The 24,007-nt window shown below is 37.0% G+C and carries 22 protein-coding genes; 16 read left to right on the top strand and 6 right to left on the bottom strand.

What is annotated here, in order from left to right:
• The first annotated feature begins 155 nt into the window (after nt 1–155).
• The 16 genes from LQ188_RS06035 to LQ188_RS05960 all read left to right on the top strand — a co-directional run bounded on the left by LQ188_RS06035 (nt 156) and on the right by LQ188_RS05960 (nt 17,163).
• Complete coding sequence (locus LQ188_RS06035) at nt 156–749, top strand: TetR/AcrR family transcriptional regulator (protein ID WP_101222124.1); 594 nt, start codon at nt 156–158, stop codon at nt 747–749.
• A gap of 110 nt (nt 750–859) precedes the next feature.
• Nucleotides 860–1,183: an antibiotic biosynthesis monooxygenase family protein gene (locus tag LQ188_RS06030; protein WP_230176296.1), complete on the top strand. Its 324-nt coding sequence runs from the start codon at nt 860–862 to the stop codon at nt 1,181–1,183.
• A gap of 69 nt (nt 1,184–1,252) precedes the next feature.
• The gene (locus LQ188_RS06025) at nt 1,253–1,795 is read left to right on the top strand and encodes an NAD(P)H-dependent oxidoreductase (RefSeq protein WP_230176295.1); all 543 of its coding nucleotides are present in this window, start codon (nt 1,253–1,255) and stop codon (nt 1,793–1,795) included.
• 334 nt (nt 1,796–2,129) lie between these two features.
• Complete coding sequence (locus tag LQ188_RS06020; RefSeq protein WP_230176294.1) at nt 2,130–3,122, top strand: thiamine pyrophosphate-dependent dehydrogenase E1 component subunit alpha; 993 nt, start codon at nt 2,130–2,132, stop codon at nt 3,120–3,122.
• Nucleotides 3,123–3,143: 21 nt separating this feature from the next.
• The gene (locus tag LQ188_RS06015) at nt 3,144–4,178 is read left to right on the top strand and encodes an alpha-ketoacid dehydrogenase subunit beta (RefSeq protein WP_101222150.1); all 1,035 of its coding nucleotides are present in this window, start codon (nt 3,144–3,146) and stop codon (nt 4,176–4,178) included.
• A 103-nt stretch (nt 4,179–4,281) separates the two neighbouring features.
• Nucleotides 4,282–5,505 carry a dihydrolipoamide acetyltransferase family protein gene (locus LQ188_RS06010; protein ID WP_230176293.1) on the top strand — a complete coding sequence of 408 codons (1,224 nt, stop codon included), beginning with the start codon at nt 4,282–4,284 and terminating at the stop codon, nt 5,503–5,505.
• A gap of 16 nt (nt 5,506–5,521) precedes the next feature.
• Entirely contained in the window at nt 5,522–6,904 is a 1,383-nt protein-coding gene (gene lpdA, locus LQ188_RS06005; RefSeq protein ID WP_230176292.1) for a dihydrolipoyl dehydrogenase, read from the top strand.
• Between the two features lie 19 nt (nt 6,905–6,923).
• Entirely contained in the window at nt 6,924–7,700 is a 777-nt protein-coding gene (locus LQ188_RS06000) for an acetoin reductase (RefSeq protein WP_230176291.1), read from the top strand.
• A 204-nt stretch (nt 7,701–7,904) separates the two neighbouring features.
• Complete coding sequence (locus LQ188_RS05995; RefSeq protein WP_230176290.1) at nt 7,905–9,791, top strand: sigma-54-dependent Fis family transcriptional regulator; 1,887 nt, start codon at nt 7,905–7,907, stop codon at nt 9,789–9,791.
• Nucleotides 9,792–9,862: 71 nt separating this feature from the next.
• Nucleotides 9,863–10,840 (top strand): nitronate monooxygenase, encoded by a 978-nt coding sequence (locus tag LQ188_RS05990; protein WP_230176289.1) that lies wholly within the window; start codon nt 9,863–9,865, stop codon nt 10,838–10,840.
• 886 nt (nt 10,841–11,726) lie between these two features.
• Nucleotides 11,727–12,077, top strand: a complete 351-nt coding sequence (locus LQ188_RS05985; RefSeq protein WP_101222156.1) for a hypothetical protein — start codon at nt 11,727–11,729, stop codon at nt 12,075–12,077.
• A 140-nt stretch (nt 12,078–12,217) separates the two neighbouring features.
• Complete coding sequence (locus LQ188_RS05980) at nt 12,218–12,913, top strand: response regulator transcription factor (RefSeq protein WP_290370099.1); 696 nt, start codon at nt 12,218–12,220, stop codon at nt 12,911–12,913.
• A gap of 3 nt (nt 12,914–12,916) precedes the next feature.
• Nucleotides 12,917–13,852, top strand: coding sequence for a sensor histidine kinase (locus tag LQ188_RS05975; RefSeq protein ID WP_230176288.1), 936 nt, complete (start codon nt 12,917–12,919; stop codon nt 13,850–13,852).
• Between the two features lie 168 nt (nt 13,853–14,020).
• Nucleotides 14,021–14,944, top strand: a complete 924-nt coding sequence (locus LQ188_RS05970) for an ABC transporter ATP-binding protein (RefSeq protein WP_230176566.1) — start codon at nt 14,021–14,023, stop codon at nt 14,942–14,944.
• A complete protein-coding gene (locus LQ188_RS05965) occupies nt 14,937–15,620 on the top strand; it encodes an ABC transporter permease (RefSeq protein WP_230176287.1) in 684 nt (227 codons plus the stop codon). Before LQ188_RS05970 ends, LQ188_RS05965 begins: the two co-directional genes overlap by 8 nt.
• 637 nt (nt 15,621–16,257) lie before the next feature.
• Nucleotides 16,258–17,163, top strand: coding sequence for a tyrosine-type recombinase/integrase (locus LQ188_RS05960; protein ID WP_230176286.1), 906 nt, complete (start codon nt 16,258–16,260; stop codon nt 17,161–17,163).
• 427 nt (nt 17,164–17,590) lie between these two features.
• Here the strand turns inward: LQ188_RS05960 and LQ188_RS05955 are convergent, their stop codons facing one another.
• From LQ188_RS05955 to LQ188_RS05930, 6 genes are all read right to left on the bottom strand, one after another.
• The gene (locus LQ188_RS05955) at nt 17,591–18,712 is read right to left on the bottom strand and encodes a site-specific integrase (RefSeq protein WP_230176285.1); all 1,122 of its coding nucleotides are present in this window, start codon (nt 18,710–18,712) and stop codon (nt 17,591–17,593) included.
• An 839-nt stretch (nt 18,713–19,551) separates the two neighbouring features.
• Nucleotides 19,552–19,851 carry a hypothetical protein gene (locus LQ188_RS05950; RefSeq protein WP_230176284.1) on the bottom strand — a complete coding sequence of 100 codons (300 nt, stop codon included), beginning with the start codon at nt 19,849–19,851 and terminating at the stop codon, nt 19,552–19,554.
• Nucleotides 19,841–22,117 carry a hypothetical protein gene (locus LQ188_RS05945; RefSeq protein WP_230176283.1) on the bottom strand — a complete coding sequence of 759 codons (2,277 nt, stop codon included), beginning with the start codon at nt 22,115–22,117 and terminating at the stop codon, nt 19,841–19,843. The genes LQ188_RS05950 and LQ188_RS05945 overlap by 11 nt, the downstream gene beginning before the upstream one ends.
• 534 nt (nt 22,118–22,651) lie before the next feature.
• Nucleotides 22,652–22,927, bottom strand: a complete 276-nt coding sequence (locus tag LQ188_RS05940) for a helix-turn-helix domain-containing protein (RefSeq protein ID WP_230176282.1) — start codon at nt 22,925–22,927, stop codon at nt 22,652–22,654.
• Between the two features lie 78 nt (nt 22,928–23,005).
• Nucleotides 23,006–23,551, bottom strand: coding sequence for an LAGLIDADG family homing endonuclease (locus tag LQ188_RS05935; RefSeq protein WP_230176281.1), 546 nt, complete (start codon nt 23,549–23,551; stop codon nt 23,006–23,008).
• A gap of 48 nt (nt 23,552–23,599) precedes the next feature.
• On the bottom strand, nt 23,600–23,968 hold the full coding sequence (locus tag LQ188_RS05930; protein WP_230176280.1) for a hypothetical protein: 369 nt from the start codon (nt 23,966–23,968) through the stop codon (nt 23,600–23,602).
• Nucleotides 23,969–24,007: the final 39 nt, after the last annotated feature.

Raw genomic sequence — 24,007 nt, 5'->3', positions numbered from 1 at the left:
TAATTCCCCAATAAGTTTCTATCATTTGGATTGGCCTACCGTCTTAAAAAGAATATGTATTGCTGGAAATATTTCCTTGACAATTTTAAAACAGCTGAATAGAATAAAACATAAAGTCAGTAAGTACTGACAGTCTATTCAGGGGAAGTGAGAGCATGAGCAGCAGTAATAAGCTAAGTACCGATGATAAGCTGCTGTTGGCGGCAATCGATCTAATCGCAGAGAAGGGATACAATGCTGTTACTACTCAGGAAATTGCTGGTGCCGCAGGTTTGAGTGAAAAAACACTGTTTCGTCGGTTTGGAAGCAAGCTAAATCTTCTAGAAACAGCATTTGATCGATATCATTATGCCGAAGAGATGACAATACTTTTTAATGAAGAGCAAATCGTGTGGGACTTACATTCAGACTTACAACTGATCAGTCGAACATATCATGAAATCATGAATCGTAACCGTAAAATGATTATGATAAGTATCAAGGAGGAAGGCAATTTACCTGGGTTTCGAGAAAAAACACAAAAGCACCCTCGACAGTTACTGAAAATTTTAACAAACTATTTTAACACGATGTATGAGAAAGGAAAGCTTATTCACACTGAACCAGAGCTTCAGGCACTGTCGTTCATGATGATGAATTTTGGAGCCTTTATGAACAACCTGGATGCCGATGAAAACTATCCAACCGTATCCCTGGAGGCATTTATAACTGAGAGTGTGCAAATATTTACTAGGGCTTTAACTCCCTAGTTTTTTATTAAAAATAATGACAGTCAGCACTGACACCCTTTAATGATAAAAAGAGATGCCAATTATTAATGAATTGAAAAAAATATGTTAAATGACAGGAGATTATGAATATGAAATCAAGTAATACAATAGTATGGATTAATGTATTTACAGCTAAACCAGGCAAACTAGATGAATTGGTTGCTATCCAAGCTGAAGAACTACTCAATTTTAAGAAGGGATCACAAGGTGTTCCTGGTTGGATCAGCAGTCGTTGGCATCGTTCTGTAGAAAATAATAAGGCAATTATGGTAACTACCTTTGAGAGTATTGATTTTCATAAAAATTGGTTAGAAAAAAGTGAATTTAGAGAACATCTTAACAAAATAAACCATCTCATTGAAGAAACAGAAGGTGGGTACTACACGTTAGTGGAAGAGATAGAAAATATGTAATCAAACAAATTATGAGGTTTTTATTCTTAACCAATTTATTTGCCAGTCATTAACGAGGAGGAGAAAACATTGGGAAAATTAAATATCGGAATTATCTTAGGAAGCACACGTATAGGACGCGTAAGTCCACAAGTAGGAAGTTGGGTAAAAGAAATAGCTGATGAACGAAAAGACGCAAATTATGAAATCGTCGATATCGTAGATTTTAACTTGCCATTTGTTGGAGAAGGCACTGGTAAAGAACCAGGATTATTAGCTTGGTCAGAAAAACTTTCTGGCTTGGATGGTTTTGTGTTTATCGTACAAGAATACAATCACAGTATTACAGGGGCCCTAAAAAACGCACTTGATTCCGCACGTGATGAATGGAACAACAAAGCTGCGGGCATCGTGAGCTATGGTTCAACTGGCGGAGCCCGTGCAGCTGAACATTTGCGTGGCATCTTAGGGGAATTACTAGTTGCGGACGTTCGGGTAAATCCAACATTATCGCTATTTACAGACTTTGAAAACTTCAAGACGTTTAAACCAGCTGATTTACACCTTGGGAATGTAAATGCAATGTTAGATCAAACGATTGCATGGAGCGGTGCCTTAAAAAATTTAAGATAAGCTTGATAGTTTACTAGCTAGGTCCTTCCTCTCTAACTATTTAACAAAATTCATGTTAGTAAGTACTGAAACCTAAATAAAAGGTGCATAAAGAGCTTATTCCTTAAGATTAAGCAGGCTGCTTTCCACATTCAAACCATCTTTGAACTTCAGTTATAAGTGAATTCGGATCGTATATTTTAAACAAAACGAGACAAAACGAGACAACAATCTCATTTTGTCTCGTTTTGTTTCGACTGAAAATAGATAAAGTCCCAATTTTACCGCCCCACATTTTGGCACGGCAATTGCAATATATTAAATTGACTCATTATTAATGATTGGGGGCTGAAAAATGGAAACGGTTCAATCGAATGAAATAAAGTTATCTCAGGACAAGGCTTATTGGATGTACAAAAAAATGCTGGAAATCAGAAAATTTGAAGACCAGGTTCATGAATCTTTTGCAAAGGGGATATTGCCAGGGTTTGTCCATTTGTATGCTGGGGAAGAAGCGGTAGCTGTCGGAGTATGTGCTCACCTATCCGAAAAGGACAGCATTACAAGCACTCACAGGGGGCATGGTCATTGTATAGCAAAAGAATGTGACCTTAACGGGATGATGGCTGAAATCTATGGGAAAGTGACAGGGCTTTGCAAGGGAAAAGGCGGTTCCATGCATATTGCCGATTTGGATAAAGGGATGTTAGGCGCGAACGGGATAGTCGGTGGTGGCTTTCCGCTCGCATGCGGTGCAGCATTAACTGCCAAATATAAAAAGACCGATCATGTTAGTGTTTGTTTTTTTGGTGATGGTGCCAACAATCATGGAACATTCCATGAAGGGATAAATCTGGCGGCAATCTGGAAGCTGCCCGTTATATTCATCGCTGAAAATAATGGGTACGGGGAAGCCACGCCTTTCAACTATGCTTCAAGCTGCAAAACGATAGCCGATCGGGCGATAAGCTACAATATCCCGGGTGTCCGGGTGGATGGGAAAGATGTATTGGCTGTGTATAAGGCTGCTGAAGAAGCCGTTCAGAGAGCTCGCAGGGGAGAAGGCCCATCATTGATCGAATGTGTTACTTATCGTAATTATGGCCACTTCGAGGGAGATGCACAGAAGTATAAAAAAGAACAAGACAAAAAAGAGCATAAACAAGAGAAAGATGCGATTGCCCTATTTAGGAATTACTTGCTGAATCAGAATCTGCTGGCGGAAAAAGAACTGATTTCTCTTGAGAATGCCGTTGAGGAATCTATTAAACAAGCAGTCAAGTTCAGTGAAGATAGCCCGTATCCAGAGGCATCCGATTTATTAAAAGATGTTTATGTATCCTATTAAACTATAAAAGGAGGAATTGAGATGAGTAGAAAAATCAGTATGTCACAAGCAATAAATGAAGCAATGGCCATGGCAATGAGAAAAGATGAAAATGTCATCCTTATGGGAGAAGATGTAGCCGGCGGTGCAGAAGTTGATCATTTGCAGGATGACGAAGCATGGGGTGGTGTCTTAGGTGTCACAAAAGGATTGGTTCAAGAGTTTGGCCGGGATAGAATTCTTGATACACCTATTGCGGAAGCAGGATATATGGGAGCGGCAATGGCAGCAGCTTCGACAGGCTTGCGACCGATTGCCGAGTTAATGTTCAACGATTTCATTGGCAGCTGTTTGGATGAAGTATTGAATCAAGGTGCAAAGTTCCGCTATATGTTTGGCGGTAAAGCACAGGTTCCCGTGACGATCCGTACGATGCATGGTGCAGGGTTCAGGGCTGCAGCTCAGCATTCACAAAGTCTCTATGCCTTGTTCACTAGCATTCCAGGATTGAAGGTCGTCGTTCCCTCTTCCCCCTATGACGCAAAAGGGCTCTTACTTTCAGCCATTGAAGATAATGACCCTGTCATCTTTTTTGAAGATAAAACGCTATACAACATGGTAGGGGAGGTTCCGGAAGGCTACTATACAATCCCAATCGGCAAAGCTGAAATTAAAAGGAAAGGCTCGGATTTGACGGTCGTTGCCATCGGTAAACAAGTTCACACCGCGATGGAGGCTGCTGAAAAACTCACAGCGAAAGGCATTGAAGTTGAGATTGTTGACCCGCGGAGCTTGTCACCACTGGATGAAGAATCGATTCTCTCCTCTGTGGCAAAAACAAATCGTTTGATCGTGATCGATGAAGCGAACCCAAGATGCAGCGTCGCAACGGATATTGCCGCACTGGTGGCTGATAAGGGATTTGACACGCTCGATGCGCCAATTAAGAGGATTACGGCACCACATACACCTGTACCTTTTTCTCCACCGCTTGAAGATATTTACCTTCCTACATCAGAAAAAGTGATACAAGTCGTTTCAGAATTATTGGGGGAGCCTTCCATCCTAGGGGTGTAAATAAATCCATATGATGCATGCTCCAGCTTTTATAGAACTGAAAAAGTTGGAGCAACAAAACCAATGATGGACAAACAAACCATTCTGAAGGGAGAAATAAGATATGGCTGTCGAAGTGGTAATGCCGAAATTGGGCATGGCAATGAAAGAAGGTACTGTTTCGTTATGGAGTAAGGCTGTTGGGGATCCAGTCGAAAAAGGTGAAGCAATAGCCAGCATCAATTCAGAGAAAATAGAAATGGAAATTGAATCTCCAGCTGAAGGTACGATTCTGAATATAGCTGTTCAAGAAGGACAAGGAGTACCTCCAGGAACCGTTATCTGTCATATTGGAAATCCGAATGAAAAAATAAAGATCGATGAACCTGTTGCTGAAGAAACACAGTCGAAAATTGCTGTACAAGAAAAGCCGAAAACAATAGAGTCACCCATTTTGCCAATGGGAGATCGATTGATGATCACCCCGGTTGCACGAAAAATGGCACAGGCAGCGAATCTTGACATCGAGACGATACAAGGTACCGGGCCAGGCGGAAGAATCACAAAAGAAGATGTACAGAAAGTAATCGAGAAAAGGGATTTGATGCCGGTAAATACAGAAAAAAGCATAGTTCCCCCACCCCAACCTACTTTAGAGAGACCGCAGCAGATTCCTGTGACCGGAATGAGGAACATCATCGCTAAACGTATGAAGGAGAGTTTGCAAAGCAGTGCCCAATTAACTATAACGATGAAAGCTGATGTCACTGATCTAGTCATTTTGCAAAAACAGACTGCTGAAACACTGCAAAAATATGAATCAACTAAATTGACTATAACGGACTTTGTTGCGAAGGCTGTCGTGCTTTCACTTAAAGAGCATCCTAAAATGAATAGTGCTTATATTGAAGATAACATCATTTTGTATGAGCATATCCATCTTGGATTAGCGGTGGCCTTGGAGAATGGACTCGTTGTTCCCGTCATAAAAAATGCCGAAAATTATACCTTAAGACAGTTATCGAATAAGGGGAAGGAATTGGCGCGATGTGCACGTGACTCTCAATTGCCTATTGAAGACATGCAAGGGTCCACTTTTACTATCAGTAACCTCGGGGCATATGGAGTTGAGCACTTCACACCTATTCTCAATACACCGGAAACGGGGATACTCGGAATTGGCTCTGCTTACGATACCCCGCTTTATATTGGCGAAGATTTGGAGAAGAGAACGATCCTGCCACTCAGTTTAACTTTTGATCACCGTGTACTCGACGGGGCACCCGCGGCTGCCTTTTTACAAACACTAAAACGGTATTTAGAAGAGCCGATCACCGTGATTTTATAGAAAAGGAGTGAAACTCTTGAATCGTATAGCAATTATAGGCGGAGGTCCTGCAGGGTATGTAGCGGCAATCACTGCTGCCCAGCAGGATAACGAAGTCATATTGGTAGTGGATGGGCCATTGGGGGGCACCTGTTTAAATGAAGGCTGCATGCCAACGAAGTCATTATTGAAAAGTGCCGATACGTATGACTTGGTGAAAAATGCCGGGCAAATGGGAATTCGCCTTCCCTCCAATTCGATTGAAGTCGATTGGGATACCGTACAGGAACGAAAGAGAGAGGTCATATCTAAACTAGTGAACGGCATTCGATATTTAATGAGTAAGAATAAAATAAAAGTCATTCAGGGAAGGGCTTCCATCCTTCCAAGTAATCGACTGCTGATCGAGAACGGAAATAAAAATGAAGTAATCGAGGCAAGTAAGATCATCATTTCAACGGGGTCAGAACCGATTCCACTACCTTTTGCGCCGTTTGATGGTGAATGGATCATCCACAGCGGCCATGCCATGTCACTTCCTGCCATTCCCGATTCGCTGATAATTGTCGGAGGTGGTGTCATTGGATGTGAATTTGCCAGTATTTATAGCAGGATGGGCACCAAGGTCACCGTTATCGAAATGGGGGAAAAGCTGCTTCCAGGGGAAGATGATGATATCACAAGGATTCTGCATGACGAATTGAAAAACCAAGGCGTTACAGTCCATACCTCCACATCTGTCAAAAACATCAATGCAACCAGTAAGACGGTATATTTAGAGAATAGCGATGGCAAATTGGATGAAATGCATGCTGATTACGTACTCGTATCAATAGGGAGAAAACCAAGAGTGAACGGAATGGGCTTAGAGGGAAACGATATTGATTTTTCCCGACTTGGCATCTCGGTGGATGATCGAATGCAAACAAGCAATCCATCGATTTATGCCTGTGGTGATGTGATAGGGGGCATACAACTTGCCCATGTAGCTTTTCATGAAGGACGGGTGGCGGCTCTGAATGCCTGCGGTCAATTTGCACAAGTGAATTACCGGGCAATTCCTCGCTGCATTTATACCTCCCCGGAGATTGCCAGTGTAGGCTTGACCGAAAAAGAAGCGCGTAATAAATATGGAGAGATTAAGGTTGGTGAATTCGCTTTTTCTGCAAACGGGAAAGCCGTCCTTTCCAATAAACCGGTAGGAAAGGTCAAAGTTCTTGTGAACCCACAATATAATGAAATTTTAGGTTTTTCCATTGTTGGTCAGCATGCAACAGAATTGATTGGTCAAGGAACGGTCATGCTGCATGCAGAAATAACGGCAGATATGATAGAAGATTTAGTAGCAGGACATCCAACCTTGTCGGAATCCATACATGAAGCTCTTTTAAATGTTGTAGGTCAAGCTGTGCATTGCTAAAACTGAAGGGGGAATTTGTATGGCTAGCGGTCAACGGGTGGCGATAGTCACTGGTGCAGGTCGTGGTATCGGACGTGCCATTGCAATAAGATTAGCTCAAGATGGGTTGAATGTGGTCATTAATGACGTCAATCTGGATACGGCTGAATCGGTCGTGAATGAGATTAGGGCACTTGGACGTGAAAGCTTTGCCGTTAAAGCGGATGTAAGCAATAGACGGGAAGTATTTGAAATGGTGAAGCAAGTTGTGGAACGTTTTGGACAACTGGATGTTATGGTTTCAAATGCAGGAATTGCACAAATAAAGCCTCTATTGGAAGTAACTCAAGAGGATCTTGAACAGATTTTCAATATAAATGTAAATGGTGTCCTCTTTTGTCTGCAAGCCGCGGCTGAACAAATGAAAAAGCAAGAAGGCGGGAAAATCATAAATGCTGCCAGCATCGCCAGTTATAAAGGATTTAGCTTACTAGGTACATACTCGGCCACGAAATTTGCCGTAAGAGGAATTACACAAGCGGCAGCACAGGAATTAGCCCAGTTTGGCATTACGGTGAATGCATACTGTCCAGGAATTGTCGGGACGCAAATGTGGGATTTAATCGATGAAAAAATGGGTCAATATATGAATCTTGCTAAAGGGGAAACATTTAAAAAGTTTACAGATTCCATAACCTTAGGACGCTCCGAAACCCCAGAAGATGTGGCGAAATTCGTCTCTTATCTTGCATCACCGGATTCGGATTATATGACAGGGCAATCCATCATGATTGATGGAGGAGTTATTTTCTCATAAACTATATTGTTCAATGGAGAAGCATCATGTGAATGATCACATGATGCTTTTTTTGCAAACTCAATCTATATATTGTAAGCGAATACATAATCTACTATAATTAAAAAGACCTCGATTAACATCCTATTTTATACTCCATGGTATTTTTCCTCTAGATAGACTGGTCAAGTGAAGGTTTAAACCAAATGATTAGAGGAGGATTATATGCTATCCACTAGTTGTTATCTACGTACTTGGGAACGCTTTGTCAGTGAAGGCGTTCTCGATTCAAATCGTCTGAACAAGAGAATAATGGAATCCTGGCATCGCTGCAAAAAAGATCAAGTCAATCCATACCTTAATAAAGGCAAACATATTTTGACGAATGAATTATTGGACATTCAAAGAGAAAAAAACTCGTTTCTATTAGAAGTGGCATCCCCCCAATTATCCAGGATGAATCAATCGATAAAAGAATCGGGAATGATGGCTTTATTGGTCGATCCGGATGGATATGTCCTTTCACTTTCCGGAAACGAGAAAATACTCGATGAGGCAGGCAAAATAAATTTTGTGGAGGGCGTATGCTGGACGGAGGGTGAAGTCGGAACGAACGCAATTGGAACAGCGTTGAAAACGGGTGAAGCCGTAATGATTCAAGGGACCGAGCATTATTCAATTGCCTCACACAAATGGAGTTGCGCTGCGATGCCTATTTTAAATGAAGACGGTAAGATATTGGGAGTTTTGGATATATCATGTCCAGTAGAATATTTCCATCCATCCATGCTGGGTATGGTAGCCAATTTGGCTTATACGATCGAACAGGAAATGGGGGTCCGTTCCTATAAAAAGGAGCTGGCACTGACCCAGCACTCGATAGAACTTGCAGAAACCTATCCAGATCTGCCTTTTATCGTCTGTAATCACAAAGAAATGATTATCTCCGCCAGTAAACAGGTTCGCAAAAAAATCCCTCAATCCATTGGTATGGCATTGGTCGATCTGTTAAATCATGGATATCGAATCGTAAAGGAGAATCCGCTTCTATCCAAAGAGGATAATAGGATTTCCGGTAAGTGTTTATTCTTATCAGAGAATTATGGTCATGAAACCAATAGGCTTTTTCCTGCTTCAATGTCTTTAGAAAGGTTTGCCTTCAAAGGGGAAGGAGGGATTAGTGAGTCCTTTCATAACACATTAAATAAAGTGAAGCTTGTTGCACCGACAGAAGCAAATGTGTATATATCCGGTGAAACAGGGGTCGGGAAAGAGCTTATTGCCAAGGCTATCCATGAAAATGGCATGCGCAAAAAAGGACCATTCGTCACGATTAATTGCGGAGCCATACCTAAAGATTTAATGGAAAGTGAATTATTCGGGTATGTTGATGGCGCTTTTACTGGGGCTAAACGGCAAGGGCACAAAGGGAAGTTCGAGCAGGCAAATGGAGGGACCATTTTTCTCGATGAAATCGGTGAAATCCCTTCAGCGATGCAGGTTGCCTTACTGCGTGTTCTTCAGGAAAGAAAAATCGTTCCGATCGGCGGCACAAAAAGCATTTCATTGGATATTCGCATTATCACTGCAACACACCGTAATCTTGAAGAGCTTGTCAATGAAGGGTCCTTTCGTAAGGATTTATACTATCGGCTGAACGTTTACCCCATTCATGTACCTCCCTTAAGGGAAAGGGTTGAAGACATTCCTTATTTAGTCAACTACTTGTGTTCGAAGAATAATTGGAATATTCCATTAACTGAAGAATTATTGAACCGTTTAAAGGAGTACAATTGGCCAGGCAATATTAGAGAGTTGCAGAATGTACTTCAGCGATTGACCATCTTACTTGCAGAAGGACCTCTTGATTATGTTAAAGTTTTGAATTCCATGCATTCCCAGACCGTTACACGGCATGATGATTTTCCTGCATGGGAAGAACCGGGTAAAAATGGGATCAAGGGAAATGAACTGACGATCCGTGAAAAAATTCAACGTGATCTAATGATAGAGGCATTACAAAAATCAAGAGGGAATGTCACTGCTGCAGCAAAGCTTATGGATATACCAAGAAGTACATTTTACAAGCGGCTCCATAAGTATGGTATTTAGACATGCGTGTGTACATTATGTAAGAAAAGCAGACTTATAGAAATCCTTGAAAAATGAAAGGGGTATGGCAAATGAAAACGAGAATTACTGAATTATTGGGGATTGATTATCCGATTATATGCGGCGGGATGTTTCAAGTTGGCCGAGCCCCGCTCGCAGCCGCTGTTTCAGAAGCGGGGGGACTCGGCATCATCACTTCAAAAACACAGGTGACACCAGAAGGTCTCCGTGATGAAATAAGGAAAGTGGAAACTTTGACCAAGAAACCCTTTGCTGTCAACCTGAACCTGTTCCCAAGTCAAACGGCAACCCCTAATGATGAGTTCATCGATATTTTAATTGACGAAGATGTAAAAATTGTTGAAACGAGTGGCCGAAGCCCAGAAAGTTTAATGCCCAGACTTAAAGAGCACGGCTTTACCGTGATACATAAGGTAGCGAACGTCAAAAACGCAATGTCGGCAGAGAAATTAGGGGTCGATGCCATTATTATTGTAGGGAATGAAACAGGCGGACATCCCGGCATGGGTGATGTAGGAACACTTGTCATGCTCCCTCGAGCGGTTGACTCCGTTACTATACCAGTAATAGCAGGCGGGGGATTTTCGGATGGCAGAGGCCTTATCAGTGCCTTATCACTCGGTGCTGAAGGTATCGTCATGGGTACTCGCTTTATGGCAACGCAAGAAGCGCCGATTCATGATAATGTGAAGCATTGGATGGTATCGGCCAATGAAACGGATACTGTCGTCATCCAACGGAATATAGGCAGTCCGTCGCGTGTAGCATTAAATGCCGTCAGTACAGAAGTGGATAAACTTGAAAATGAAGGTGCCACTATAGAGGAATTGATTCCGCTAATTACGGGACAAAGGAGCAAGAAAGTATACTTTGAAGGAAATTTAGACGGAGGCATCTGGTCATGCGGTCAATCCGTAGGACTGATAAAAGAAATATTGACCGTCAATGAATTAATAAACCAAATCGTCCAAGAAGCAAAAACCTCGTTCGAATTCATCCAAAGCCGTATCGAATCCATTCGAACATAAATAGCCTATCTTACAAAAAGGAACAAGAGATCAAGTGCGATTTCTTGTTCCTTTTTATCTATTGGGCATAGGTTCCATAGGTGCCCAAGGATACGCTTTTTTTAAAAGTGCATTACCCTTATTTATAACAGAAGGTTGAAGGAAAGACTGGTTTTTTCGCAACTCTAATCTGAAAAGCCATCTCAAGACAGAAAAAAAGGTATACTCATCAATGACTTGCTAACCAACTTTCAGCAACTTCTTAATAAAGACATTCACATGTAAAGAAACCAAAGAAATAGGTAATCAACATTTCGTGATTAGTGTTCCGCTTAATCAGACTACCTTAGATCTTTAAACCCTTTAAATGTGATTTGGCATTTCTCAATGATTTTAGAAATTTATTAAATACTTTTTTATAATATGTAAAAATCGAGTTTTACGATTTACATATAAATGAATTGCACTCATGATACCCAAGAACTGATTGCTGAAGGCAGGCAGTGTTTCTAATCAATTCGTTTTAAAGGTTTACCTTATAACTCTCAGCACCTACTGATTCTCAGCATGTTGTTGCACTTATGAAAGCGGTCAAAGCATAATGATGCTATAAGTTAAGTGAATATGTCTTATAGGTGAGATACGTGGTTAAACAGAGGATCTATCATCAATCTCAGGAAGAAAGCGGAACCTTCATGATAAAACCCTTTGAATTGCCATCGAGATAAATTATATTTATATAATTTTATGGAAGTGTTACCCCGTGATTTTTCTCATTTTGCCATTTATTTTATATATCAGAATAACAAAATTGGTAGATCAAGTCAGTTAAGCAGGATTAATTTAGATTACTACAGAATTATTAGATAACGCTTTTATAACTATGTCTTTAGGAAAGGATAAGCAAATGAAGAAAAGGATTAGTGGGGCACTCACCATAGCTGCTTTATCAATAATAGGCGGGGCAATCATTTATTACTTCATTTCTTCTTCATACACAACTACAGAAGATTTATATGAATTCCCTGTACCTAGAAAAGCTGAATTGGTTCAGATAAATGAGCAAGGGAATCGATATGAATGGTCAAGGGCTTCTGAAGAAAATGGCATACCATATGGATATGACTTAGCCCTTAAAGCGAATGGATGGAAAAAGGGGAAAAGTGAAGGGGCTTCCGTTTTTTACACGAAGGGAAATAATACAATAGATTTGCTTACTACAACAAACCAATTAGAGATTCTTAGAGTAAATGACTAAGAATGATAAATAATAAGTCAACTAAAGTGTATTAATTGAATAATCGAACCAATAACTATTTTGTGTGCTTTTTAAAATTTATAGTGCGTATATAGAAATAAGGTACATTTACAATTCAACACTCAGAAGGAAGTGGAAGTATGCAGAAGAGTATTCTGCTAATTGAGGATGATGTAGAAATTAGTCAATTAATAGTAAGTGCCCTATTGCAGGAGAATTATACAGTACATGCCGCGTTTGACGGGGAAGAGGCTCTAGCGCTCTTTCATGATAAAGAACCCGATTTGCTTCTCCTTGACTTAATGATTCCTAAATTTACTGGTATGGATTTATTGAAAAAAGTAAGAGAAACGAGCATGGTTCCTATATTAATTATTTCTGCAAAAGGAAGTGATCTCGACAAAGCGCTTGGTCTTGGATTTGGCGCCGATGATTATCTAAGCAAGCCATTTTCGATGATTGAATTAACAGCTAGAATTCATGCTGCCATTCGCAGGGCAACGCAATATCATCCATCCGAAAGCAACTCCACCCAAAATCTTCTTCATTATGAAGGGCTCACCCTTGACTTAAATTCATTTACTGTAAATGTTAGAGGGAGAACTGTCCAACTGACATCAAAGGAGTTTCACATATTAAAGTTGTTTATGACCAATCAAAGCAGAGTATTTACAAAGGAACAAATATACCACTTTATTTGGGAAGATGATTATTACGGGAATGAAAATGTCATTAACGTACATATAAGGAGACTTCGTGAAAAAATTGAAAAGGACCCATCCAACCCACAATATATTAGAACGATATGGGGGATTGGTTATAAATTAGGTGTGTAGCTCATGATAACCATTCTTTTTGCAATGATTATTTTTTTAGTAATCATAAATGTCTTTCAGTATTTGTCCCGAAGAAAACTTAAGCAAAACCTTTATGAAATAAGTGGAAAATTAAGCGATATCATCCAATATGAAACATCTGAAAAAGTATTGATGCCGACCGATCAGCAAGCCATTCAGCAATTACTCATTCAAATAAACAGGCTATTGGATTTCAATCAAAAAGTTATTGCGGATTATGTAAAAACAAAAGATAGCTTAAGAAAATTAATATCCAATATGTCTCATGATTTAAAAACACCACTTACGGTTATTTTAGGTTATGTAGAAAAATTGAAACTGAATGAAATGATTACTGAAGAGGAAAAGAAGGTATTAATGATAAGGCTGCATGAAAAAGTATTGAACTTAACTGGTTTACTTAATCAGTTTTTTGATCTGGTAAAAATAGAATCAGACGATTATGTGATTCCTTTAAGTAAACTTTCACTCAATGAGGTTTGCAGAAAAAATGTATTGGAGTTTTATGATTTACTGCTCGCAAAAGGACTTCAGGTAGAAGTTGATATCCCAGATCAGCATCTTTACATCTTAGGTAATGAGGAAGCCTTAAATCGTATATTTAATAACCTTATTTCAAATTCAATTCGATATGGCAGTGATGGAGGGGTCTTCGGATTAACACTTCGAGAGGGTGATGGGGCTGTTTCTGTAGAGATTTGGGATAGAGGTAAGGGTATTGCCGAAATCCATCAAGATCGGGTGTTTGACCGGTTATATACATTAGATGATGCCAGAAATCCAAAATTTCAAGGGAGCGGATTGGGTCTAAGCATATCAAAACGCTTAACAGAAGAGATGAAGGGTACCATCCATTTATACAGTAAGCCTTATGAAAAAACGAGCTTTACCTGTATTTTCAAACAAATAACCTATTAAAACTTCTTTAAGAGATGTTCTAACGGAACAGCTCTTTTTTAGCTTCGGGATTGATATGAGCTCTTACGTCATTTTTCTAAACTTAAGGAACATGTAAGGATTGAGAAAGAAAAAAGATACTTTCTCTGACTAAGATAGAAGTAGATAGCAATAAGGGAGGCAAAGATGATGGATTATGTTGTTAAAACAAATAGCTTAACAAAAAAGGTAAAAGGGAAATTGCTCGTATCTAATGTGAATCTTCATATAAAAAAGGGTGAAATTTATGGTTTCCTTGGTCAAAATGGTGCAGGGAAAACGACAATCATGAAAATGCTAACAGGAATAATAAGTCCAACCACAGGAGAGATTGAATTGTTTGGCCAGAAGTTAACGAAAACTGTGAAGTCTGGCTTGAAACGGGTCGGAAGTATTATTGAGTACCCAATCTTTTTTGAACATTTAACTGCGATGGAAAATCTTCAGCTTCATTGTGAATACTTAGGTTTTTATGATAAAAAGGCAATTACACAAGCGTTGGAGATGGTTCATCTAACTGGGATTGAAGATAAAATGGTGAGCGATTTTTCGCTTGGGATGAAGCAGCGACTGGGAATTGTAAGAGCAATTATTACGAAGCCCGAACTGATTATATTAGATGAACCTACAAACGGCCTTGATCCAATTGGTATAAAAGATATAAGAGATCTAATTCGAATGTTAAATAAGGAATATGGAATTACTTTCCTTCTATCCAGTCACATCTTAGGGGAAATTGAACAAGTAGCTGACAGAATTGGTGTCATTAAGGATGGAAAGATCGTGAACGAAGTGACTTTAGCGGATATTAGTAAGCAACGGACAGACTATATTGAAATTGTCACAAAAGATGTGGAGAAATCAATCTATTTACTTGAGTATGAACTCCAAATTTCCAATATGAAAATTGTGCAGGATAATAGGATTCGAATATATGATCTCACTTTGCCGCAAAGCGAAATATCAAAAAAACTAATTATGCATGATGTAGATATCGAGGAAATACAAAAGCATACAAGTACTTTAGAAGATTATTTTTATCAACAAATTCATGGAGGTGGAAAAGTTGGTTAAATTAATGGAGTTGGAGTGGAGAAAGTTAAAGCGAAAAATGATCCTTAGTGAGCTGATTATATATTGGGGTATATTGATGTTTTTGCCCATGTTTTTTATTAAAATGGTCAGTGCGGAATTCGGTCAAAGTTATTCAACCATCATCCAGCTTATGATGTCAATGCAGCTGGGATTTGTCCTTTTCGGAGCTTCTCTTATTAATCAGGTTGTAATCGATGAATATAAAAATAAAACAATATCTCTTTCATTCGGATATCCGATAAGTCGAAAAAAATTAGTTATGGCAAAGGCTCTTTTTATCTCACTTTTTGTTTTCCTTTGTACGATAGTATCCTTTTTGTTATCTGGAGTGACAACTTATTTACTTGATCAGGCATTTCATATCATTAACGGGCAACCGACTGCTGAAGATATTACCTCATATTTTAGTAAGATGATTGTTCATTCTTTAATTGTTACGCTTATTAGTTTAATACCGCTCTTTTTCTTTGGTATTTGGAAAAGAGAAACGATACCGACAATTCTTTGTGCGATATTTCTAATGCAATTTCAAAATTTCTCTTTTTTACTGAATGTCAATCTTAATACCAATATTGTGAACACAGTGCTATGTTCATTAGGAGTAGTTAGTGTTTATCTCTCGATTAAAATGGTGGACAGAGTGGGGGACATTTAGTTTTGCCAACTCTTCACAAATTGATTAGAGCCTGGTATTATTCGGATTCATAGATAGTTGGATCATACATTAATTAGGTGATTAAGAAGGAGAATAAGGAATGACTGTTTTTTTGTTGAAAGTGGATTTTAAAGTTACATTGAAAACACGTAAAGGATAATACATATTAATAATCATCAATATGTATTATCCAATATTATTTTTAATCAGTAAGTATGAAAAAAAGTGCAAAACAAATTAATTTAAATCCAAGAAAAACTGTATGCCGATAAATGTATCTGTAATTAGATAAAAAGATTATAGATAAATAATAACCATGATTAAATATAAAAATTTGCATTTTGTCTCACTAAGTTAAGTATTCTTAAGATATGAGACGAAATTAACATTAAAAATATAACTTCCTATAATATATATTATGTAAACTAGAAACAAACATAATAGTACCAAGTGGTCTCAGCTTCAAGTTCCTATAAGGTTCATTATTGTCCCCTAACTTGGTTCAAGTTTACTATAATATTCAATGCTGCTTCCGATAACTAGGGTTCTTCCTATAAGTCGGTTAGTTCTCATAATAAATGGTTTCGAACATAATTCCTTGGGTTGGACCGAATAATTCCCAGGAGGTCTGATAATTATGAATTACGTTCAAGCTTCGGATGATTATCTCATGTACTTAGAAGTTGAGAAAAATTACTCCTTGAACACTTTAACTAGTTACGCATTCGATTTAAAACTCTACGGTGAGTTTTTAACTGCTAACAACCGATCATTGGACTTAGATGAACTCACATCGTCCAGTGTCCGTCGTTTTGTGCAAGATCAGGTCCTCAATCATAGTATTAAGCCAAGAACATTACAACGCCGCATTTCGTGCTTAAAATCATTTAGTAAATATTGTTTAAAAGAAAACTACATGAAGTCTGACTTCACAGCAGGTATTCAAGCACCTAAATCCGATAAGAATTTACCTAAATATATGACCTTGCAGGAGCTTCACAAATTATTTGCCTATTTAGAACAAGATCCACGACCGCAAAGAATTAGAAATGAATTAATGTTTAAACTACTCGCAACAACAGGAATGAGACGTCAAGAATTAGTGGATTTAACATGGGAGCAAATTAATTTAGAAAATCAAACAATTTTAGTTCGAGGAAAAGGGAGAAAAGAACGCCTTCTCCCCCTTCATCCCATTGTCTTACCGTTATTTCAAGATTATCAAGAAACCCTTTTGGAGCAGCAAAAACATTACAGTGAACCGATCTTTTATAATCAAAAACATAAGCCTTTAAATCCTCGTGGATTGCACAAAATTTTCAAGGAGATTCTAGAACGGGCTGGCTTACCCGCTCACCGATTTTCTCTTCATCATTTAAGGCATACGTTTGCTACCTTACTATTGCAAGAAAACAAAGATAAAGTGGATTTAAGAACGTTACAGGAATTATTAGGCCATGAAAGTCTTGCTACTACGAGTGTGTACACACATATCGATTTTGAACAAAAGAAAAAAGCGATAAATAGTTTTCTAATTGGTTAATGCTTAAAATTTTCCATAGTTAGAAAAACGGCAGATTAATTCTGCCGTTTTCAATATTTTTATTCATTGAATAAATTCAAAGTTCGGCCCAGCTCAAGTTTTTACCAAGGCTGAATGTATTTACAGCACTTGATACAAATCCATTTTCCTTTATCTTAATCAAATATTGGTTCTTACCCTTTAATTAACAATGAAGGACATCCAGAAGTAATCGAGTAAACTATATTTACTATCTTATAGATTATTCATCTTTGATTTGAACTATCAATAGATACCATCTGGTAGCATGTTTTGGTCACAGTTCAGCCGATAATAGTTCAATTTACATCAGGCGGATTGAACGGTAATCCCTATCGTAGAAAAGCGTATCAATTGTATAGCGGAAACCGTGTGTTGTCAGCCGCTCATCTATTAGAAAAGTTCAGTATTATTGATAATGTTCCATCATCAGTTTTTCTAACAACTGGGGATTTGACTTTGATAATTGCAAAATAAACTCCTCCGAGAAAGGCAAAACACCGTCCGATTTGTTTAATTGTTTTTTGAACATTACTTCACGGTCGAGCGAATTATCCTCATATTTATCCTCAACAAGGCTTTGTTCTAATTCGGACTCAATATTAGTCAATTCTGATTTGATTTGCTGAATTTTTAGTTTATGTCGTCTAAGATAAAGATCAACATTTGTTCCTGAACTGTGGCCAAGCAAATACTTAATGGTTTCTACCGACAACCCTCTTTCGTCTAAGAGTGTAGCAATAGTATAACGGAAACCATGAGGAGTAACCCTCTCTTCCCCTCTCCAATTAAGGTAATCGTTCACTTTGTTGACTAAAGCATTCAACTGCTTGTTCTTGAGCGGAAACCCTTTAATCCCATAGCAAAGTGGATCTTCATTTGTTAGTTCCCTCTCTATTACGTGTTTCTTAAGTTCTTCCATAAACAGAGGAGGCAACGGCAACACCTGCATCTTATTTTTCGTATTCCTGATTTTTTGATTGTAAACAATCAACCCCTCTTCCCAATTAATGTTTTCTACTTTTAGTTTGATAATGGCATGGTTGCGAAAGCCTGTGAACAGCAGCAGTTTAATGGGAACTCCGATAAAAATAGCTTCCTTTTCGAAGTCGTCTATCGCCCTGTACACCTTTTTTAAGTCATCCATTTCTAATGTGCGGCTGTGTGGCTCAACATGCTCTCCTGGTACACTAGATGCTTTAAAAGCATTCGTTTGAACAATCCCTAAGTCTTTATAGAACGAATATAAAGACGATAAAGCTGCAACTCTTCTCATCGTAGTTTTATACGCGACATCATTTTCTTTTTGTTGAACAATCCATTTGTTCACAAGACTTAAGTGTTGGCCATTTTCTAATGTAGGTTCTAATCCTTGACCTACAAGATATTTTTCAAAAAGCTTCACATCAAATTGATAACTATCGAATGTCGTTTCAGACCAATAACGATGTTCTTTCATAAACAACAATGCTTGCGAAAGAGTCGTTTTCGAATTCGCTATGTCTTCAAGTGGTTGAAATTCTTCATTCATAAAATGTTATCTCCTCCTTCTCTTCTCGGTTGTTGTATTGAATGTAATAGACATTTGATACCAGTATTCGCTATGAAAATGAATTCTATTCATCTATATAATTTCTGCACTTTTTTGTTTTTAATCTATTTGATAGAAATATATTTTTTTATATTTTTTAGCACACAATAAATATAAAAAAACATAAAAACTGAAGATCAAGTTCTTTTGTAATCAACAGAAAAAAAGCTTTATGATAATTTTCAGAGTGTAGACAACCCCCTTTTTCTCAATGAAGTTATGAAAAAGATGATCATCTTTAAAGCATATTTAGTTGTCTATTCGAATGAAAGGCTCAATATATTGTTAGTAAACTTTATACAAAAAATAGCTGTCGACTTTGCCGACAGCCTGAAAAGAGCCATAGGCACTTTTCCCAAATCATCCTTCAGCAACAAATGCCTTACCTTTACTATCTAACAACAGAGTTCCTTTCTTGTTTCCGCTAAGATCAATAATTTCATGCTTTTTGTTTTGGTTCTAAATCTTGGTCATAACGGCCATTAGCGACCATTTTGATTGTCCATATCATGTAACATGTAGGACTCAAAGGTCCCATTATGGCCGTTATGACCATTCACGGTTTTTTGATAAGTCTCGGCCATAACGGCCATTAAAGGCCTTCTTGATTGTCCATATCGTGCAACATGTAGGAATTAAAGGTACCATTATGGCCGTTATGACCATTCATGGTTTTTTAGTCCACAATTCCCGAGCATACGATTGTCCAAAATTGCTTATACCCCTTATGACCTCCGCTTTAGCTAGTCTAGGTCAATTTTTCATCAAAAAAAAAGGGTTTAAGAACCCTTCCTTCCATCTTCAAAACGGTACATTATTTGGGAATTGAATTCCTTGAATAATGTCCGTTTAATTTCAATTCCATAACATTTGTATGGTCCTTTTTTAAATGGCAGCAAATACCCCGTACTTAACCATCTTCTTACCGTCCTTTCTGCTTTATCAATCAAATACTCAATTTCTTCAATCCCATACTCAGCTTCATCATCTATTTCTTTAAACTTGTCTTTAGGAACTAAATAATCGATAGGATTTAGTCCCATTCTTTTACATTTTTCTATAAACTCTTCATAATCCATCTTTAAAATGATTTCCTCTCATATAATTTTTCTCTTCCAAAAGCTCGTCCATTTGTTTTTTTATTTCCGCAATCTTATTAATTCTCGATTCTCCCTTATAACCAGCTTCCAAAGCAGTATCGTGTTTCCTTAAAATATCTAACTTATCGGACAGTATACTCAACATCTTATCGATTTCAACAGTTTGATTATTATTTGTGTTTTGTAATTCATGAAATTGGTTCAAATGGGGATCATTATTTTTCTTTTCCCACTCGAACAAGTCTTGTTGATCAAACGGGAAATGGAGTGTAGGTTTTAATACTTGATAATAATTCCATAAAGGAATTGGCTCCTGATAAAAATCAGAATTTGTTTTTCCTTTCGGAGCAATAAATACTTTTTCATTTTCTCTCATCTCTTGTTTCATCTCGTGTCTACAATGAACCTCAGCAGCTCGCAACTTGTATTCATTTATTCTCTGGTCTGAAATAAAAGTTTGTACAATTAAATTGTTTCCAGTACGACGGGAAACGTAGTAGGTAAAGTCCTTTATCTCATCCTCGGAAAGTACACCTTTAAACATTTTATATTTATATCTGTGAATCCAGTCTAACATTGTTCTTGCAGATGCATACGGATCATATGGATGCATCTCGCTTGGCCGAAATAATAATCCTTTTCCTTTTGAAGAAATGTTTTGCTTGTACAACCATTTTAAATAGTCGTTTAAGCATTCCGCAGCGCGTGGCACCATTAAAGTACCATATTCTGGGCTAGGAGAATATTCACCCTTAGCTATATCTTTGGTTATCCATATTCGAGACCATCCTTCAGGGTTATCTATTTCTGTTCTTATAAACTCTGCTTTACCCTGGTGATTCATTTTAATCAGATATTTCTTCAACAAGCCATAGTCCTGATGTTCATTATTTTGTTCAATATCAAGGTGATTTTCTATTTTTAGTTTAGCCATTTCCGCAGGCCTGATGGCTGTAAAAAAACCCAGAATTAATTGAGTGTACGGTTTTATTGGCGAAAGCATATGCCAATTCATCTTAACGGCGTTTAAGCATTGTACCACCTGTTGTCGCGAAGCATAAAATTTACTTCGTTTATAAGAAGGTTCAGGCCTTTTATTTGGGACCTGGTGCTTTAAAGCTTTGAGAATCCTATTATGAGCAACCTTAAGTTTTGCCCATTCTTTTTGTAAGTCGAAATCTTCATCATCCGACTCCAAACTTTGTTCCAGTTTTTGGTGGTAAACTTCTTCTCTCATCATTAGCACATACATTAAAAACGGTTTTATTTCCTGGACTTGTTTAAATTTGAAGTAGTCGCTGGTACTACCTTTACTAATGGCTTCGGTATCATTTTTGTTAAACATGTACATATCATAAGAAATTTGTTTTATCTTTTCTTGCTCCTCTAAAGACAACTTTCTAAACGCTAAACCCTCTCCCCTTTCCCAATAATCAGGTATTTCAGCCTGATTACATTTAATTTTGTAAAGACAATTAATTAAGAATTTACGATGAGCTTTTACAGCGGTTGATTTAAGTTTTTCATTTGCATAATTAGTTTCAAGTACTACTATTTCATGGTTCTCCAATCGGTAAGTGATATAACTATCAACTAGTTCGGTTAAATCATCGCCAATAAGATTGGTATAATCACTTTCTTTTGGTCTGTAAACCTTTTCAGTCCGTTCTAAAATCATTTCTTTGTTATCATTAATCCAACTACGATTCCAACGATTACGTGTTAGGCAAGCTTCTTTAAACTCTTTATCAGATAAATACTTTCTAAGCAAATATGATACCGATCCCAATTTCATCCCTAATTCTAATGAAATGTCTGTTAATGTGGAATCGTATTTCGATTTTAGGATATCAATTTTATCCTCTCGGAAGGCATAAATCTGGTATGATGGTGCTGTTAATTCCTCTCCGACTAGAAAAAAATCTCCTTGACCAATATGACCTGAATTAATGATTTTCTGTATAGATTTCGAGTGAATCCCAAGTTCCTTTTCAACTTGTTTGCTGGTTAATAATTTACAACCGATTTCCTTTTCTTTTTGTTGCCACAATGGAGGGATATAACCTAATCCATATAATTCTGGCAGCAAACTTGAACTTATAGTCCTGTGGCCAATCTTACATTTTTCACGCAATGCAGTTATCCCTTTTGCGATAAAAAAATCAGATAACTCTTCAACATTTTCAAAGTTATCCTTTAATCTTTCGAGTGTTTTTTTATTTAGATTCAATTCATCAATTCTCATTTAGAGTCATCCTCCTTAATTTATTTATCATCGAGATTTATATTTAACCAATGAAGCAACGATTATACAAAATTAATAGTCATACCAAACTTGTGGTCAATCTGACTAATTTTCTATAAAAAAACATAATCAGTGAAATATTGATTATGTGATAAAAACATATTTTTATATTTTTTTCATTTTAGAAATTTTATTAAATAATTAACTTCATTCTGAAGTAATTTAATTTTATTATTTATTTTTTCATCATTTTTTTTTCTAATCAAACTGGAAAAGAGTTTATTTATTTCTTTTATTTTTTGCCCAGGATTATATATTTTATAATTTTTTACGGTATCTAAAGGGTTTTATTCAATAAATTCAATTAAATGTCTTAATGAACCTTGTTCACAGCACTTTTCACACTTCCATCTGGTGTCCAGGCAATTCATAATTGATTTTTGCTGGCATTTAAAACAAGGAAAATAAATATATAATCCGTCTAAATAATAATTTATTTTATTTCCCTTAAAAAAGGAAAGCGCAACAAATTTTTTATTCATATAACACCTCTCTAGCTGAAGCTGATCTAACTTGTGAATTGGACATAAACTCCTTAAAGTCGTTTCCATATACAATATATTTCCGCCCAAAGCAATAAGATTTGATTATACCTTGCTCACAATATCTTCTTACTTGCCTTACCGACATACCAATATAACCCGCTATTTCTTCTGGACTTAAAATATTATCATTAGGAATGGTTTTTATAAGGTGATTAAGTTGCGGTGTTAGTCCAATTCTTTTTTCTTTTTCATAATTAAGTTCCATAATTAACATCCCTTCTTATTTGTATAAATTTGATTTTTTAACCTGAATATATGCAATGAGTAATAGTTCTCATATAGGTTAGTATTTTTGTACTTCTCGATTACTTTTACCTAGGTTCATAAACCCTCTAATTGAATTCAGCTTTTGTATTCCTTCAATGGTTTTGCCTTCTCCCATAGCACATTTATATACAATGATTTTAAAAAGGTTGTAATCATCCTTTTTAATATTAATTAGTGGATACTGATCAAAAAATGGAATCACTCTTTCGACAATATCAGAAATATTTGTAACCCTATACATAGCTGTGTTTTTATACTTGTATATTGTTCCACAACATAGAATATCTCTTATTTGTTCAAGTATAGCGTAGTCATCAAGCTTTAAATTGATTCCAAATGTGGGTTGTATAAAATAACCCGTATTATGGGTTTTGCTTTTTTTTATAGACAAATAAAAAGATCCTTCCCCCATTGTAAATCCAGTGATTATACCTGCCATATAACTGTTAATGTTTATTTGCTTCTCAATGAACGGTGCTCCTTTTTCCCACTTGTTCCTGTATCTTTTTTTATTTTGATTTGACATACGGTTCTTAAAAGAAAGATCATTTTTTTTAGTCATTATCCTTTAGTTTCCGCTCCTTTCTTTCCTTTACGTATGTGACTGTTGCTATACAAAGTGATACCATATAAATCTCCTTCCAACAAAAGGACGTCTAATGTCATATTGTTCAAAAAATGTTAGGTCATTTTCAATAATCCCGTAATACTTTTCAAAAAACGACTTCATGTAAAAGTAATGATCACTATTATTTTTATAAAACTGAAACTCTTTAATTGGGATAGGAAATGCATTAATAAAAGTGTTAGGTCCAGGTTTTTGAAAAAAGTATATTTGGAATAATTGTGTTCTCTGTAAGTTGGTTACATCTTCTTTAAAAAAGAGAGTACCTTCTTTTTTATGATTAATTAATAAACATTTAAGAGCCAAAAGCTTCATATTCAATTGTACTTGCATGTGAGATAATTTTACTTCCAAGAAACTCCCCCCTTTCTATTTAATTATTTGGAAGTTGCA

The sequence above is a fragment of the Peribacillus sp. Bi134 genome (assembly GCF_918698065.1).
In the GTDB taxonomy this organism is placed as follows: Bacteria; Bacillota; Bacilli; order Bacillales; family DSM-1321; genus Peribacillus.
Note: the sequence above shows the minus strand (reverse complement) of the source record. Positions and strands in the feature narration are given on the sequence as shown.